Source organism: Allocoleopsis sp. (assembly GCF_036703385.1).
GTDB lineage: Bacteria > Cyanobacteriota > Cyanobacteriia > Cyanobacteriales > Coleofasciculaceae > Allocoleopsis.
The window spans coordinates 1-15,026 of the sequence record NZ_DATNPA010000556.1 but is presented as its reverse complement, the minus strand read 5'-3'; the positions used below and the strand labels follow the sequence as shown (position 1 = coordinate 15,026).

The following is a 15,026-nucleotide window of genomic DNA, read 5'->3' as shown; positions in this document are numbered from 1 at the left end:
GGGCGATCGCTCATTGGTTCAGCCTGTGTTACAGCTTATACGGTGGGGAGTCGTAAGGTAATTCCCGAGCTCCGAACTTATATCACAGTCGATGGTGGTATGTCCGATAATCCGCGCCCCATTACCTACCAGTCTTTGTATCGCGCCGTTGTTGCTAACCGGATGTCGGCTCCCGCAACAGAAACCGTCACGATCGCCGGTAAACACTGCGAATCAGGAGATATTCTGATTAAAGAAGCCCCTCTACCGAAAATTGAGACTGGCGATATCTTGGTGGTTATGGGCACAGGTGCATACAATTACAGCATGGCATCCAATTACAATCGGTTGCCGCGACCGGCAGCTGTATTGGTTAATCAGGGAGAAGCTAACCTGATTTTGAAGCGGGAGACTTACCAGGATTTAATTCGGCAGGATCGTTTACCAGAACGGCTCATCCCGATGAACAATTAGCTTCTAGTTATATAACTAGTCAAGTGGGTTTCGGTAAACAGCCGAATCAAGCCAAATTAACGCATGGCTAAGGCAAAAATCTTAGAGGGATCAGAAGATAGTTTCCAAAGGCTAATCGCTCTCTTGCTAACAACAAGCGGCTTTCTCCCGTTAAAATCAAGCCAGAGTTAAGCATCCCATAGCTAATCGTTTATAGAATTTCAATGGCCCCCTCGTCGTCGGGTTCTTTTCCTGACCCTAGCTGGGCTCAGTCCGTGTTGCTTCATAGCATCGATGTTGGATTGGTTCTGGCGCTCACCTATATGGTGCTCCTCATCATTGGGGAGCGCCGAACGTTGTGGATGGTTCGAGGGTTGATTGTTCTGATGCTAGCGGCAGCGTTAAGTAATCGTTTAGGCTTGACGCTGCTGAGTTTTGTGTTAGAAAAGTTGGTGGTTGGATCGGCTGTAGCAATGGCTGTGATTTTTCAGTCAGAGTTTCGTCGATTTCTGGAACAGGTAGGGCGGGGAGAAATTGTGCAATTGTTTCAAGAGAAACGACGCCCAATCCCCAAACCCGACAGTGTGATCGATGAAATTGTGGACGCCGTTAAAGAATTATCCCAAAATCGGATCGGTGCTCTCATGATTATGGAAACGAATGGTCCGATTGATGAGCGGGATGTATCTGTACCCGGCGTTCAGCTCAATGCTGAAGTTTCAAAAGAACTGCTGCAAACGATTTTCCAAACATCAACTTTGTTGCATGATGGAGCGGTGCTGATTCGCGGTTCCCGTGTCGCCGCCGCTGGTGTAATTCTTCCGCTGTCTGAACGTACAGCCTCGCGGCAGTTAGGTACACGCCATCGAGCCGCGATGGGAATTACCGAGCGTGCTGAAAATTGCCTCTGTATAGTTGTATCTGAAGAGACGGGTTCAATTTCTTTGGCGGAAAGAGGAAAACTAAACCGACCCTTAACGAGCAGTAAATTGAAAGAATTGCTAGAGGCTCGATTTTCGACCGCTGTTGATCGCGAGGCTGTTGCCCCAGGGTTACGCAGTATTGGTCGTCGAATTAAGTCTCAAGGGAAGGAAGTAGTTTCGCGTGTCCTCCGTCTTCCGTCATCAAGTTCCCAAGAGAAGAAATGACTGCTAAGCATACTATATTACAAAAGTTACCAAGTGATCTCGCTCCTGACCGTCTGCCCCAGCATGTGGCGGTCATTATGGATGGAAATGGTCGCTGGGCCAAACGTCGAGGGTTGCCTCGGATTGAGGGTCATCGGCAGGGAGTCGATGCCCTCAAGGAGTTAGTGCGCTGTTGCCATGATTGGGGAGTCAAAGCCCTCACCGCGTATGCGTTTTCCACAGAAAACTGGAAGCGTCCGCATGAGGAAGTGGATTTCCTGATGATGTTGTTTGAGCGGGTGCTGATTCGCGAGCTCGAAGAGATGGTTCGGGAAAATGTGCGGATTCAGTTTGTGGGAAATTTAGCGGTTCTACCGCGATCGCTCCAGTCGCAAATTGACCGGGCAACAGTGGCAACAGAGCATAATGGCGGCATTCTGTTTACTATTGCTGCAAACTACGGGGGACGCCAAGAAATTTTGCAAGCTTGCCGTGCAATCGCCACCAAGGTGGAGCAAGGTCACATCCAAGCGGATGAGATTGACGAGGAACTGTTTTCACAACACCGCTATACAGCTAATTTGGGTGACCCAGATTTGCTAATTCGCACGAGCGGAGAGCTGCGTTTGAGCAACTTTCTGCTATGGCAAATGGCGTATGCCGAAATCTATATTACAGAAGCCTTCTGGCCTGATTTTAGTCGGGCAGAGTTTCATCGGGCGTTGTCTGCCTATCAAAAGCGAGATCGCCGCTTTGGGAAGGTTTAAGAAGGGTTGAGGGTTGGAGGTTGAAGGTTAAAAGTTAAGCATAAAGCTGCTAACCTTCAATTTGCCAATCTGGAACTTGTCAACTAGACCAGTTACTAACCTTCAACTTGCCAACCTTAAACCTTCAACCCTTACGGGCCGGAGAAAACAGCCGCTTCTACATCCTCACGGCTGAGGGAGTACTTGAAGGAGCGCTGAATATCTCGTCCCCCTTCACCTGCATTTAAATAGCGCACAGTTAACTCCTCAATCTCCAAGCACAGTTCAGCTTTCCAATTGAGTCGCTCAACGTGCCAGCAGTGTAAATCATCGCGGTCTTGTTCACATCCCTGTGCTTTCAGCCACTTCTCAATTTCTGGGAGGGGATGGTTGTATAAAGGGGTGTCAGCTGACGGAAGAGCCATAGTCATAATAAAATTTGGATTATTTTAAGTTATGTCGGGACAGTAGGTGTGTGCCTGAAAGACAGGTTGCGATTGGCTCAAGCTTAGAACTTGTCAGCTGGCAGGGATTCAGGAATTATAGGAGCTTTAGTAGTTACCAAGGGCTTTTCTAGGAGAGACAGGGATTCAAGGGTGGCAGGTGTCTTCAGCGGTTGAGGACTCGGCTGTCCTTGAGTTGGCAAGTCATTACGCGTCGTCTGAGAGACTTGGTGAAAAGCGGAATCTCCTCTAGTTAACCCGATCGCGATCGCTAGCAGAATGCAACCCACAAAGGTTAAACCCAGAATAAACAGAGCAAAAATCTCACCCGCCGAGAGAGGGCGGTCAGTTGGGTCGAGATAGGCTGAGGATGAGTAGGTTGGTCGCTTTTGAGAAACGGGTATGTTTAAGTTTGCAGGTGCCTGAATGACATTGAGGCGTGAGTAGCCAATGGTTTGATCATACGCTACTCGCCGCTCTGGATTGCTGAGAGTGGCATACGCTTCATTGAGTTGTTGAAACTTTTGAGTTGCCGTGTCAGTCGGTAAGTCAGTGGTATCGGGGTGATAGCGCTTGCTGAGTTCCCGATAGGCACGCCGGATTTCTATGGGTGATGCACTAGGGTGTAACCCCATTAGGAGATAATAATTTGGATTTTGTGTTACACCATTCCTGAGTTTTTGTCTGACCCGATCTTGCGCCACGGCAGTTTTACCCGGCAGAGATTACAACATGTTTCTCATTATTTTAAGCGAAGCGTAGGAAGCAGTGCGATCGTGTGATTGAATCCCACGGCTACGCCATCGCTGTGGTTGGGTATCGCACTAGACTTGGTGGCGATCTGGAACTGCGATCAAAACACCCGACAATTGCCCTAATCTGCTGGCGGAGTCCTTGACTCTTCTCCCCATCAATTCCCAAGCTCTTGTTTCAGTTGTTGAAACTGATGAGTGAGTGCCTCAAGTTGTTTCTCAAGCTGTTGCAACCTCAGCAAGGGATTAGTAGACGCGTTTTTCACATCTGTATTGGGAGAAGAACGAGGGGTTAGAGTACTCTGGCGTTTCGCCTTCAGTTCTAGTTCTAGACCAGAATCTGTATATACTACCCGTTCCACTTCAGCTAACGTTGTGTAGCCCTCTCGTACTAGCTCTAGGCTATAGGATAGTAAGGTCTTCATCCCTTCATTCACAGCAGCTTGTCTAAGCTGCTCGGTTGAGGCTCCTTCGTTAATTAATGTTTGGAGTTGTTCGCTGATACACATCACCTCATACGCGGCAACTCGTCCTTTGTAGCCAATGCCATTACACCTTTGGCAGAGTGTCCCTGTACTTCTAGCTTCCTGAATTTCTTCAGGTTGCAGTGTATTGGCTTTATATAGGGTTACTTCTCCTTCACCTTCACCGGAAGTTGACCAACCAAATCTGGCAAGTTCAGTAACGCTAGCATGATAAGGGATGCGACACTTTACACAAATTTGCCGTAACAAACGCTGAGAAATGACTCCAATCAGCCCATTAGCAATCATATAGAGTTCAACACCTATTCTGGACAGGCGAGCGATCGCATCAGTAGTATCATTTGCATGTAAGGCGGCTAACATGAAATGTCCTGTGAGAGACGCTTCCAGCGCTATTTTGGCTGTTTCTTTGTCCCGTATCTCACTTACCATAATCACGTCCGGGTCTTGTTGCATAAGTGCCAGGAGAATCGAGGCAAAATCCATACCCTTTTCTTGCCGCGCTTGCACCTGAGTGGTTCCTGGAAGGGTATACTCAATTAAGTCTTCCACCGTACAGATATTGATCCCAATATCATTCTGTTCTCTCAGAATTGAGTATAAGGTTGTTATTTTTCCCGAGCCAGTTGATCCTGTTACCAAGATGAGTCCAAAGGGACGTTTTGCCATTTTCTTGACTAAGTGCAGTGTCTCGTGGTTAATGATCAACCTGTCTAAACTTATGGGGGTTTCCTCGTAATCCAAGATTCGCAGCACAATTGTCTCGCCAAAGCGGCTGGGTAAAGTACTCACTCGAAAATCTGCTTTGCGACCTTGGTATATTCGCCGAATTTTCCCGTTTTGGGGCAGTCGTCGTTCTGTAATGTCCAGCTCCGCCATAATTTTAAAGCGAGCCGAAACAGCGGGAATGACTTTCTTCGGTAAGAGATTGAACGCTTGACGCATCACCCCATCTTTGCGAAATCGGATGCGTAAATGGTCTTCTTGGGGTTCGATGTGGATATCAGAAACTCCTTCTTGCAGCGCCTTAGCTAGAATTTTATTGACCAGATTGATTACAGGAGCATCTTCTGCTCCATTCCAATCGAGCTCTTCGACTTCATCCGGTGCATTCGGCAAGGTGTCAATACTGGATATATTCTCCAAGTCCTGTTGTACGTCTACAGCCTGTTCTATTTCTAGCTGTTTTTGACGTGCCAATTTTTCATCTAGATATTTGGCAATAATATTTTGATAGTCCTCTTGAGTAATGACCATTCGTTCTAGCGCAATTCCTTGAGGTCGCAAGATACGGTTAATATCGTCTTCAGCATCTAGGTTATTGGGGTCTACCATTGCCACCAAAAGTGATGGTGCTTGGGTTTTAGTCTTTGATATCGGCACTAAGTGATAGCGACGGCAGATGTCGATAGAAATCAGCCTGTCGATAAATTCACGCACTTGGTGATAATCATTTTTTATTAGTTCTAGATCGCAAGATTTCACACCATACAGGACTTTGAGTTCAAATAACTGCTGCTGTTTAGCTTGATGCAGAAATTCAGCTGGAAACGGACGACCTGTTATCAATTTCAGAATTTCTGGTAATAACTGTCCTGATCTACGCACTTCTTCCAAGGCTTGCTGCATCTGGTCATGGGTAACATAACCCGACCGTATTAATTTTTCAATAAAGGAGGCAGAAGTACAAGACAAGTTATTCCATAAATGCTGTCGTAAATGCTCTGGTAGCGGTTGCCCAGTGATAGATTCGAGAACTTCTATTAAGGAGAAACCTCCTTGTGCGAGTGATTTTCCTACTCCCTGGAATTGAGCAAATACTCGCTGCATTTGTTTGACATTAATATAGCCTGACTGAATCAATATTTTTGCGACAGCAGAAAAATAACTCGGTACAGACATGGCAGCAGATTAATTGTGTAGATGTTTAATCTCTATCGTCTTCCCCGAATGCGCAGTAGAAATGCCAGGGATTTATACAATTATGGCAATGTTAAATAACTAACTGTAATGTCAATCAACAATTATTAAAGAACAAAAATCTATAATTAAACCCAAGCCGCCATCAAGAGTAGCTTAATCGCGATGAATGGCTTTCTTAAGTCGTTGGGAAGTCAAAATCCCTTGATATTGATAAACTACGCCACAAATTGCTGATAAAAGCAGCCAGCCCAGTGTATTTACTCGTAAATCAAACAGGGTTACATCTACCAAGTTAAATAGAGTACAGCCACCGAATGCCACTAGATAAGTGAAAAAGATTAATTTGCCTTGAAGCCAGGAGGCTCTATCTTCCAGCGATTCAATATCTGACCAAATTCTTAAAAGTAAGACAGCTTGAGTCAAAACCCAGCCAATTAAGCCACAGAATAGCAGCGTTGCAGGAATACCTGTTTCAGCCATCAACATGAGTAGTAAATTGTGGGGATGACCCAGCCAAAGGTGCATTTTAGCTTCGTAGAGGGGTGTAAAATTCCGGAGTCCCCAACCCATCCAAGGACGCTCCTGAGTCATATTCCAGGCAAACTGCCACTGGGTTTTCCGCATCAGAGCAAGCGGGCGATTGGGATACAATTGGTCAGTTAGTCGTGCCCAGAAGAAAGCAGGGACAATCGTGCTACGCAGCCATTGACGCCCAAACTCAGGGCCAAATGACGCCCACAGAATAGTACCCGCAGCAGTTGTGACAGCTAGCACGATCCAACGCCAACCTAGGTAAAGTCCAAAGGCAAGGCAAGCCAAAACAGCGATCGCCCAAGCATTGCGAGAATTGGTCAGAATCAGAGCGATCGCATTCCCAATGACCGCTACACTCAAAAACAACAGCTGACCGACTTGGAATTTATTCCAGCGCTTTCGCCCAGCTTGAAACACCTCAATCCAAAGCCCTACCGCCAAAATAAACGCCATTTGGAGATAAGCGGCAAGGATATTGGCGTACATGAATACCGAAGCCATCCGTCCAGGGGGATTACCCTTCGCTTCGAGTATCCAACCGAACACAATTTGCAACGGCTCTTTACCCGCCCATCCCCAAAACAACTGCCCAAAACCGATAAATACAACGGGCAATGAACCAATAACAAAAATCTTTGCTAACTGCCGCAGTTGAGAGGGATACTGAATTAACCTACTGTAGGCCGCAAAAAGCAGAAAATAGGGTAAGAAATTGGCTAAACCCAAAAAGGCTTCTGCGCGTTTACTGGCAAAGAAACAGGTAATTACCAGCCAGCCACTCAAAATTGCCAATCCCCAATTCAAAGGGCGTCGAACAATGGCGCGGTATTCTTGCTTCCAACTCCCTGCCACAGCCAGGAGCAATCCGACTATCCCAACCGTTGGCATCCAAGGATATAAGAGCAGCCCCAGTTGCATCACATTCCACGTTGCCTGCAAACGGGGTTCAGGATGCCGACATACAAGCGATTTTAGGGTTTGAGAAAAATGCTCAAACGCCTCTTGAATTTTGAATCGACTCTTCACGCCTCATCCTCACTAAAACTGGAGTGCGCCCGTATTTTAAAAAAGTTGGGTGTTGAGTGCTGAGTCGTTCGTCTGATTAAGCTGGTTCCCAACATTCGGCACGAGTCAGACGAATTTGTGCCAGGGCAAAGATGGTGGGGATAATGCGACTATAATTTGTTGCGATCGCACGCCAGCCTAAGTCAGCAAAGAAATAGCCCCAGAGTACCGGCCCAAGCAATGCAAATACACTCCGAGTCGCTCCATAACGAGCGGCATTGAGCGCTATTCCCCTCCGTGCCGTTTGTAGCACCAGGTAGTTTTCCACCTGAGCTGCCGCTACCGCACTGCCACGAACAACAGCTTCTTTGGCAACTTGATATTTAGCAAAATGAAGGGCAAGCTGACGTGCCATCTGTTGCAACAGGAACGGCTTAATAATTGAACTCACAGCTAAGGCACTGCCACCTTTGACGAGTAAACTCATCGGGTTGTGCTGTAAGTGTACAGGTAATGGCTCAGAAAAGTTGGACTGAGCCAGCGATCGCTGCACTCGCACGGTGAGTGATTTCTTCTCTGAGGCGGGTAACTTTTTCCAGGCTCGACCCATTAAGTTCAGAAATATTTCTGCCTCTATATCCGTCGTTGTCAGCTTTTTAGAGTAAGGAATCTTCAGATAATGACAAACTTGAATCAGTGCTTGTCGGTAGGTAAATTCGTGGCTGCGTCCTCTGAGTACCGTCATGCCATCTGCCGCCAAAAAGCGAAATCGATCCTCTATGGCATCTAACCAAGCTTCGCGATCGCGGCTTTGCAGCTCAATCGGATCAGGTGTCTGAACATAATCGAGGGGATTAAACTTACGACGGAACAGAATGTCAGTCAGTTGAACTAACTCTTCTTCAGTCGCTAACTCTAAGGCGCTTCTTAGCTCATCCAACGTCCTTCCCTCCAAAACCCCAGTTCTCTTCTTGTCAATTATTCTACTTGTATACCAAAGGAGAGCCTTCGTCGTGTTTGATGTCGTCATTATTGGTGCCGGAATTGCAGGACTTACCTGTGCCCAACAGCTACACCAAGCTGGATATCATCTGGTTGTCGTGGAAAAGTCTCGCGGTGTCGGGGGACGTTTAGCAACACGACGCCTCTATGATACCTATGTCGATCATGGAGTACGCTACCTGGAAGCGCAAGGTAAGTTAGTCCCGCAGCTAATTGATCTCCTACTACAGCGCGGTATCCTCCAAACATGGACTGATACTTTATACGAACTCAAACCACCTAAACCGGAGTCAGCGGGCGAAGATCTGCCTCACCCCTCACACCTTACATGTTACGCAGTGCCTACCGGAATCACAGCCGTTGCCAAATTTCTGGCTACAGGTTTAGACATTGAGTTGAATCAGCGAGTACAAGCCATAACACCCATAGAAGAACAAAGTTGGCTTCTCACCTTCGACTCATCTGAGATACCTCACGAAATCAGGGCTAGAGCCGTTGTTGTTGCCATACCAGCCCCTCAAGCTTTCATGCTACTTGAACCTCTAGCAACAAAAGGTCTGTCACCGGAATTTTTAGCTTGCCTAAGTTCTGTCGAGTTTGAGCCTTGCTTGAGTGCGATCGCAGGTTATCCACAAGCAGCCATTCAAGACTTCCCTTTAGCTTGTACTGTATCCAATGATTCTGATCTAGCCTGGATTGGCTTAGATAGTAGCAAGCGATCCAATCCTCAGATGCCGATTTTTGTTTTACAAAGTACCGCTGAGTTTGCCCAACAATACCTTAATGCAGAAGATTTAAAGCCAGCAGGACAGCAGCTATTATCCCGTGCCGCACAGTTGCTCACTCCCTGGCTCGATGCTCCAGATTGGTTTCAAGTCCATCGTTGGCGTTATGCCTTTCCCAAGTCTCCCTTAAATCAGGACTACCTTGGTGCTACAACACCCTTACCCCTCGTTTGTTGTGGCGATTGGTGCGGAGGCAAACGAATAGACAGTGCCTTGAACTCTGGATTAGCCGCCGCTGCCCAAATTAATCAACAATTGCAACAGCGATCGCTCCCCAGAGAAGATTTTTGGAATACCCTCTAGTATTAAAATCTTAAATTTCTTCTATACTTCATCCTTCATAGCTTAAACATTGTCCATGATCTGAGTTGCTAATTCTAAGGCTTGTGTTGCTGTGGAAATTCGCCCCTCGGCGCGTGCAACCCCGATAGCCGTGAGCAGTTGACCAATTTGCCGCCCTGCTGGAAGGTCAAGCGATCGCATCAAATCTTTGCCCGTTACCAGTTGAGTCGGGTGAGCCACCGGATCGTCAGGGGTAAGATATCGCTTAATCAGAGGTGTAACCTGCTCCACAGGGATTCCAGACGCCACAGCCAGAACTGCCAAAGCCGGAAAGACTGCTCCAACCTCCTGAAAGAAAAAATACTGCTCCTTGATAGACATTGGGGAAGTGGCGTGAGATAAAAGTTGGGACAAATCTTTGACCAGGGTAATCCCTATGCGAACCTCAGCGCGACTATACTTTAAATTCAATAACTGTTCCTCAGCGGCTTTTGGCACTGATGACAGCAAACACGACAACTTCGCCAGACTCACCAAAGAGGCTGACTTGCCGCCAACTGAGGCTCGAAGTTCTAGCCCCAGTGTCGGCCAACATTCTTTTAAAGTCATAGCTGCCAAGTCAACGCCTACGACTTGTGCTAAGCCTTGAGCCGTTGCATCGGGAAACCACCCTTGTAGCAACTGACCCTCCCATGCTGCTCTTAGGCAGGTAGTCCCTTGGGGGGATTTCAGTAAATAACCTAATTCTACCTGTACCCGTTCTGCGGCTATCTTCTGGAGTAAGGGCGCTAGCTGGCGAATGGCTGACTGAGTGGCTGGTTCTATCTTAAAATCGAGCTGGGCGGCTTGCCGATAGGCTCGTAGTAGCCGCAAGGGGTCATCTTGGAGATTTTTGGCAGATACCATCCGGATGATACCCTGTTGCAAATCGGCATAACCTTGGAGTGGGTCGATGAGTTCTTGGGTATGGGGATTGTAGGCGATCGCATTTATTGTAAAGTCCCGCCGTCGCAAGTCAGTTTCCAGGCTATCACCTTCTTGCTGAGCCAAATCAACGGTTGCTTGGTCGAATACCACTCTAGCAATCTGGCGATCGGGATCGAGTACTACAAATCCAGCCTTGTAGTGCTGAGCCAGCTTTCGCGCTGTCTGTACAGCGTCAGTGGGTAAAACAAAGTCTAAGTCTAGGTATTCACCCCGCCTTCCGAGTAAGGCATCCCGCACTGCACCGCCGACTAAGCAAGCCTCTGGCGGGAGCCATTCTTGGCTAAAAGGCCAAGTTTCGGGAGAGAGGACAGAGGAAGCCATGTTGAGAATACCGATTCACTAATAAAAACCTAACCCCCCAACCCCCTTCCCTACAAGGGAAGGGGGAGAAAGAATTCCCCTCCCCTTTCAAAGTGCAATTCATAGCGAAAAACTTCTTCACAAGTAATAAAAATCAATCCAAATGCTGGTGAACAGAGGTCTTGCCTGAGCTACAGTGGCAAAAAGGACTTGGAGTTTGTGCAATGTGTATTTGCGTTAACTGCCACTATGTAGACCGCTGCACTACCTATCATGCTGTGGAAACTCAGCATGAGGTGCCGCACTTGACAGAAACCCCCGATTTTGAAGCGACAGAACCTACGATTAATGTCAATATCCGTCCCCGTCAAGATTATGTGGAGATGGAATGGGATGTAGTGGGGTGCTTGAGCTTTAAACAGGAAACCGGGAAATGGGCTAAGCTGCGTCCGGGTGAGCTGGTACCTACTTAAAGAGGATTACGGAATGTATAGGGTGTGTTACGGTGAGCCAAAGCCACCAAGTGGCGATCGCTCAGAATTGTATGCCCCTAATGCACCCTGCTTCATTGACACAAATCCAGGGAGCGCGTCAAGATGAGAAAAGTGATGAACATTTGTAAAGGCTAAGCTGGATGTCTTTTGAGTTTCTGTCACTGGAGACAATCCAGGAAATTGCAAAGCACTATGGCTACTGGGCAGTCTTTTTAGGAATCGCCCTGGAAAGCTTAGGAATTCCCATCCCAGGGGAAACGATTACCATCGTAGGAGGTTTCCTGGCAGGTAGTGGAGAACTCGATTATTGGCTGGTGCTGGGTACGGCAAGCATCGGTGCTGTGTTGGGCAGCAGCGTTGGTTATTGGATTGGTAAACTGGGCGGATGGACTTTATTGCAACGAGCGGGGCGCTTGTTTCGCATCAGTGAAGCGCAACTGATGGAAGTGAAAAGGGAGTTTGGAGAAAATGCAGGCAGAGCTGTATTTTTCGGCAGATTTGTGGCATTTTTGCGGATTTTAGCTAGCCCAATGGCAGGGATTGTGGAAATGCCCTTTCCGCAATTCATGTTGTTCAATTTAGCGGGTGCTACCGTTTGGGCATCGGTGATGGTGACTTTATCCTTCTTTCTCGGACGGATTATACCCCTAGAACAATTAATATCTTGGGTCGCTAAATTTGCGATCGTTGCTCTTATCCTGGTGGTTGCTTGGTTTGTGGTGCCCGGATGGTTAGAGTCACGAAAGCTGAAACAATCATCGGTTAGCGATCAGCCTCCAGCACCAGGAGAGTAAGAGTGAGAATCGGCTAATAGGTTTAGGTTAATTAGAGTGCGATCGCGTCTTAGTCTGTTTGAGTCTAGCGATCGCTTTCAATTTTCATCCACTTTTATTAGAGCGATCGCACTGGAGAGGATGTAAGCGGCTCACTGCTCTACTCAACCATCAACTTAAACTCCCCAATTGAGCGAAGATTGAGGTTATAGACACTCAGAGGGGAATTGCAATGTCTTACAGTGAGTTCACCCTCCGCAAGGTGAAACAAGCCTTCGGTCTGAACACCATTGAGGGTAAGCGATTTCTGCCGGAGATAAACCCCATTGCACCCAGTATCACCCTTGCTGCCTTTTTGGAAGAAACTTTACCACTGGCGATCGCTACTGGCAGCGAAAAAGCACGCTCTGAATTGATTATCAGTCCTGTCCTCGTTGAGGTGCGAAAGATTCTGCAACGCCAAGTTAGCCTGTTCTCTGGTGCAGAGTTTACTGTCGAACCCGCCTCTGGACTCGATGGAGTATGCGATTTCTTGATTACTCGTTCACCGGAGCAGTTAGAGATTGAAGCTCCGGCAGTGGTGATTGTTGAGGCAAAAAAGGCGGATTTGAATATCGGGATTGGGCAGTGCATTGCTGAAATGGTGGCAGCTCAAAAGTTTAATGAAGCAAACGGTCAGCCCATTGCTACTATCTACGGCAGTATCAGCAGTGGAACTGCCTGGAGATTTCTCCAATTGCAAGGACGAACCGTAACAGTCGATCTCACAGATTACCCACTTCCTCCAGTTGAGCAAATTTTGGGAATGCTGGTGTGGATGGTACAGGAAGGATAGGTGCACTTGCCCAGGTTCAGCCAAGAAGCGATCGCGTTTTGGTCTGTTTGAGTTATGCGATCGCTGGCTGGAAGGTTGAGATTTGGGCTATCTCTATAATTGAAATTAGCTCTTAAATGTCTGTGCTATGTCTGTGACAGAATTACTGCCAACTCGGCAAAAACTATCCGATGCTGATAAGTTACAAGCTATGCAGTTCTTAATTTCAGCACTTGCCAGAGAAGAGAACATTGTTTGCCTATGCCTGCCCTAGACATCTATCACAATGCGATGAAGAATGCACTCGTCAAAGATGGTTGGACAATCTCGCATGATCCGTTTCATCTGCGATGGGGCAAAAAGGATATGTATGTTGATCTTGGCGCACGGCAACTCTTGGCAGCAGAACGGGAAGAACGAAAAATTGCCGTAGAGATTAAGAGCTTTGTTGGTACTTCCGAAATGGAAGACCTTAAAAATGCAGTTGGTCAGTTTGTTCTTTACCGAGCTGTTATGCGTAAAACAGATCCAGAACGGACTTTATATCTGGCAGTTCGCGACATAACGTTTAACTCTCTTTTTGAAGAACCAGTTGGTCAACTCTTGATTGCTGATGAGAATCTCAACCTAATCGTATTTGAAGCTCAAAACGAGGTAATTGTGCAATGGATACCTTAGAGAATTATCGAAAAATTATCAAGAGCGTTCTTGAACCCTACACTAAAATTCCATACGCTCATGGAGAACTTACTTGTAAGGCAGTTTTTGATGAAGTAGCCGATAGCTATTTATTAGTTACTCTGGGTTGGGATGCAGCGAGGCGTGTTCATGGATGCCTTGTTCATCTTGATATTATTGATGGCAAGGTTTGGGTGCAGCGAGATGATACTGAAGATGGTGTGACGAACGAACTGGTTGCTGCGGGAATTCCTAAAGATAAAATCGTTTTGGGGTTTCATCCACCGGATGTGAGGCAGTATACAGGATATGCTGTTGCGTAGCGATCGCTCCTCTGCACTGGGGGAGTTTTGTCGGCAAATTCCCACGCCGCCAAACATTCCTAGATAATTGCAACAAATTTTATTCGCTGGCAGGTCGTTTTAATATCTGTGCTACTGTTCCATAATAAAAGCCTCTCAGTCCATCAAGTTCATGTTCTATATCTTCCAACTCGCCTAATTTGCTAGTCCATCTGCCATTAGGTAACTGTCTCGCTACATGAGTTGGCTGTCCGCCATCTGGCTGACCATCATCTCTGGCATATATTGCTAGTTTTTGAAATCCAGGCTCAAATTCAACACTGTCACAAGATATATAACCCATAGTTGCGTAAGCTTGAATAAAAGCTGCTATTGTTAACTCTCTCGGTACTTGATCAGGCCAATACTGATCTGGGTCTGTCGGATCCCACCAGCGATCGTCTTCTTCGGCACCCCAACCGATGCAGTTATAATCTGATGTCTCAGGGCTTGTGATTTGATATTGGTCAGGAGAAATGTTGGGACAATAAGTCCTAAGCCAGGAATCTACTCTAGACACTCAATCCCTACCTTACCAGTTGTATCCTTGTTCTCTACCCCACTGGAGCCAAGCTTGAGCCATTTGCTTTGTTCTTCCGCGTTGTTCGGGTTGAACGGGATTTGCACCTGTAATCGCTTTTAGTGCCTCGAACCAATGAGTAGGTTTTTGTTCAAGTTCTCGAAGTAGAAAAGGAACTACTACTGACCCCATTTCTATAATTTTTTGATAAGCAGGATGATTTGTTTTTTCTACAACAAATGAGGAGCCACCAACTTGCTCTTTCCACTCTGAAGCAAGTGTCTCAAATGCTAACTGAGGGTCTGCCTTCCTCAGACTAATCTCACCTCTAAGTTGCACGAGAAGTTGTTCAAGTATACCTAACTCTGTAACTCCTTTACTAGCGGATGCTACAGAATCATAGGTTACAACACCGTTAGTATCGGATGTTACTTTTTGTTTAGTTTCACTAGGCATTAGGTCGAGAAGTTCTTCATCATCCATTTCATCCAGTTGGCGTCTAATCTCTTGAAACGCTTGGTTTAAGTTAGCATTTCCCTGGATGAGAGCCATCAGGTCTTTTTCAATGGACTCCCAGGTATCATGACCCTGCTTTAGTCGGTT

At 46.8% G+C, this 15,026-nt stretch carries 18 protein-coding genes; 10 read left to right on the top strand and 8 right to left on the bottom strand.

The features are described from left to right. The 3 genes from V6C93_RS27160 to V6C93_RS27150 form a co-directional block, all read left to right on the top strand. The coding region (locus tag V6C93_RS27160) for a diaminopimelate decarboxylase family protein (protein ID WP_414644287.1) at positions 1 to 453 on the top strand (453 nt) is incomplete at its 5' end. A 203-nt stretch (positions 454 to 656) separates the two neighbouring features. After that, positions 657 to 1,580, top strand: coding sequence for a diadenylate cyclase CdaA (cdaA, locus tag V6C93_RS27155; protein WP_333479793.1), 924 nt, complete (start codon positions 657 to 659; stop codon positions 1,578 to 1,580). Continuing rightward, positions 1,577 to 2,326, top strand: a complete 750-nt coding sequence (locus V6C93_RS27150) for an isoprenyl transferase (protein ID WP_333479792.1) — start codon at positions 1,577 to 1,579, stop codon at positions 2,324 to 2,326. The genes cdaA and V6C93_RS27150 overlap by 4 nt, the downstream gene beginning before the upstream one ends. A 131-nt stretch (positions 2,327 to 2,457) precedes the next feature. Here the strand turns inward: V6C93_RS27150 and V6C93_RS27145 are convergent, their stop codons facing one another. From V6C93_RS27145 to V6C93_RS27125, 5 genes are all read right to left on the bottom strand, one after another. After that, a complete protein-coding gene (locus V6C93_RS27145; protein WP_333479791.1) occupies positions 2,458 to 2,730 on the bottom strand; it encodes a DUF3143 domain-containing protein in 273 nt (90 codons plus the stop codon). A gap of 83 nt (positions 2,731 to 2,813) precedes the next feature. Next, positions 2,814 to 3,452 (bottom strand): J domain-containing protein, encoded by a 639-nt coding sequence (locus tag V6C93_RS27140; protein ID WP_333479790.1) that lies wholly within the window; start codon positions 3,450 to 3,452, stop codon positions 2,814 to 2,816. Positions 3,453 to 3,658: 206 nt separating this feature from the next. Beyond that, the gene (locus tag V6C93_RS27135; protein ID WP_333479789.1) at positions 3,659 to 5,887 is read right to left on the bottom strand and encodes a GspE/PulE family protein; all 2,229 of its coding nucleotides are present in this window, start codon (positions 5,885 to 5,887) and stop codon (positions 3,659 to 3,661) included. Positions 5,888 to 6,061: 174 nt separating this feature from the next. After that, a complete protein-coding gene (locus V6C93_RS27130) occupies positions 6,062 to 7,468 on the bottom strand; it encodes an O-antigen ligase family protein (RefSeq protein ID WP_333479788.1) in 1,407 nt (468 codons plus the stop codon). Positions 7,469 to 7,544: 76 nt separating this feature from the next. Then, positions 7,545 to 8,387 (bottom strand): YaaW family protein, encoded by an 843-nt coding sequence (locus V6C93_RS27125; protein WP_333479787.1) that lies wholly within the window; start codon positions 8,385 to 8,387, stop codon positions 7,545 to 7,547. Between the two features lie 73 nt (positions 8,388 to 8,460). Here V6C93_RS27125 and V6C93_RS27120 point away from each other — a divergent pair, with 73 nt between their 5' ends. Beyond that, the gene (locus V6C93_RS27120) at positions 8,461 to 9,537 is read left to right on the top strand and encodes an NAD(P)/FAD-dependent oxidoreductase (RefSeq protein WP_333479786.1); all 1,077 of its coding nucleotides are present in this window, start codon (positions 8,461 to 8,463) and stop codon (positions 9,535 to 9,537) included. 42 nt (positions 9,538 to 9,579) lie between these two features. Here V6C93_RS27120 and V6C93_RS27115 read toward each other — a convergent pair whose 3' ends face one another. Then, a complete protein-coding gene (locus V6C93_RS27115; RefSeq protein ID WP_333479785.1) occupies positions 9,580 to 10,824 on the bottom strand; it encodes a CCA tRNA nucleotidyltransferase in 1,245 nt (414 codons plus the stop codon). A 203-nt stretch (positions 10,825 to 11,027) separates the two neighbouring features. On the opposite strand from V6C93_RS27115, the gene V6C93_RS27110 reads away from it, so the two are divergent. The 6 genes from V6C93_RS27110 (at position 11,028) to V6C93_RS27085 (ending at position 13,885) form a co-directional block, all read left to right on the top strand. Further along, positions 11,028 to 11,276 carry a Ycf34 family protein gene (locus tag V6C93_RS27110; RefSeq protein WP_333479784.1) on the top strand — a complete coding sequence of 83 codons (249 nt, stop codon included), beginning with the start codon at positions 11,028 to 11,030 and terminating at the stop codon, positions 11,274 to 11,276. 161 nt (positions 11,277 to 11,437) lie between these two features. Further along, the gene (locus tag V6C93_RS27105; protein ID WP_333479783.1) at positions 11,438 to 12,091 is read left to right on the top strand and encodes a DedA family protein; all 654 of its coding nucleotides are present in this window, start codon (positions 11,438 to 11,440) and stop codon (positions 12,089 to 12,091) included. A gap of 211 nt (positions 12,092 to 12,302) precedes the next feature. Further along, positions 12,303 to 12,905 carry a hypothetical protein gene (locus V6C93_RS27100; RefSeq protein ID WP_333479782.1) on the top strand — a complete coding sequence of 201 codons (603 nt, stop codon included), beginning with the start codon at positions 12,303 to 12,305 and terminating at the stop codon, positions 12,903 to 12,905. A 127-nt stretch (positions 12,906 to 13,032) separates the two neighbouring features. After that, complete coding sequence (locus V6C93_RS27095) at positions 13,033 to 13,158, top strand: hypothetical protein (protein ID WP_333479781.1); 126 nt, start codon at positions 13,033 to 13,035, stop codon at positions 13,156 to 13,158. Further along, the gene (locus V6C93_RS27090) at positions 13,146 to 13,562 is read left to right on the top strand and encodes an element excision factor XisH family protein (RefSeq protein WP_333479780.1); all 417 of its coding nucleotides are present in this window, start codon (positions 13,146 to 13,148) and stop codon (positions 13,560 to 13,562) included. Before V6C93_RS27095 ends, V6C93_RS27090 begins: the two co-directional genes overlap by 13 nt. Continuing rightward, on the top strand, positions 13,550 to 13,885 hold the full coding sequence (locus V6C93_RS27085; RefSeq protein ID WP_333479779.1) for a XisI protein: 336 nt from the start codon (positions 13,550 to 13,552) through the stop codon (positions 13,883 to 13,885). The genes V6C93_RS27090 and V6C93_RS27085 overlap by 13 nt, the downstream gene beginning before the upstream one ends. A 79-nt stretch (positions 13,886 to 13,964) precedes the next feature. Here the strand turns inward: V6C93_RS27085 and V6C93_RS27080 are convergent, their stop codons facing one another. Beyond that, positions 13,965 to 14,423 carry a DUF7689 domain-containing protein gene (locus V6C93_RS27080; protein ID WP_333479777.1) on the bottom strand — a complete coding sequence of 153 codons (459 nt, stop codon included), beginning with the start codon at positions 14,421 to 14,423 and terminating at the stop codon, positions 13,965 to 13,967. Positions 14,424 to 14,435: 12 nt separating this feature from the next. Continuing rightward, positions 14,436 to 15,026, bottom strand: a 591-nt coding sequence (locus V6C93_RS27075; RefSeq protein ID WP_333479776.1) for a hypothetical protein, incomplete at its 5' end; no start/stop codon positions are given.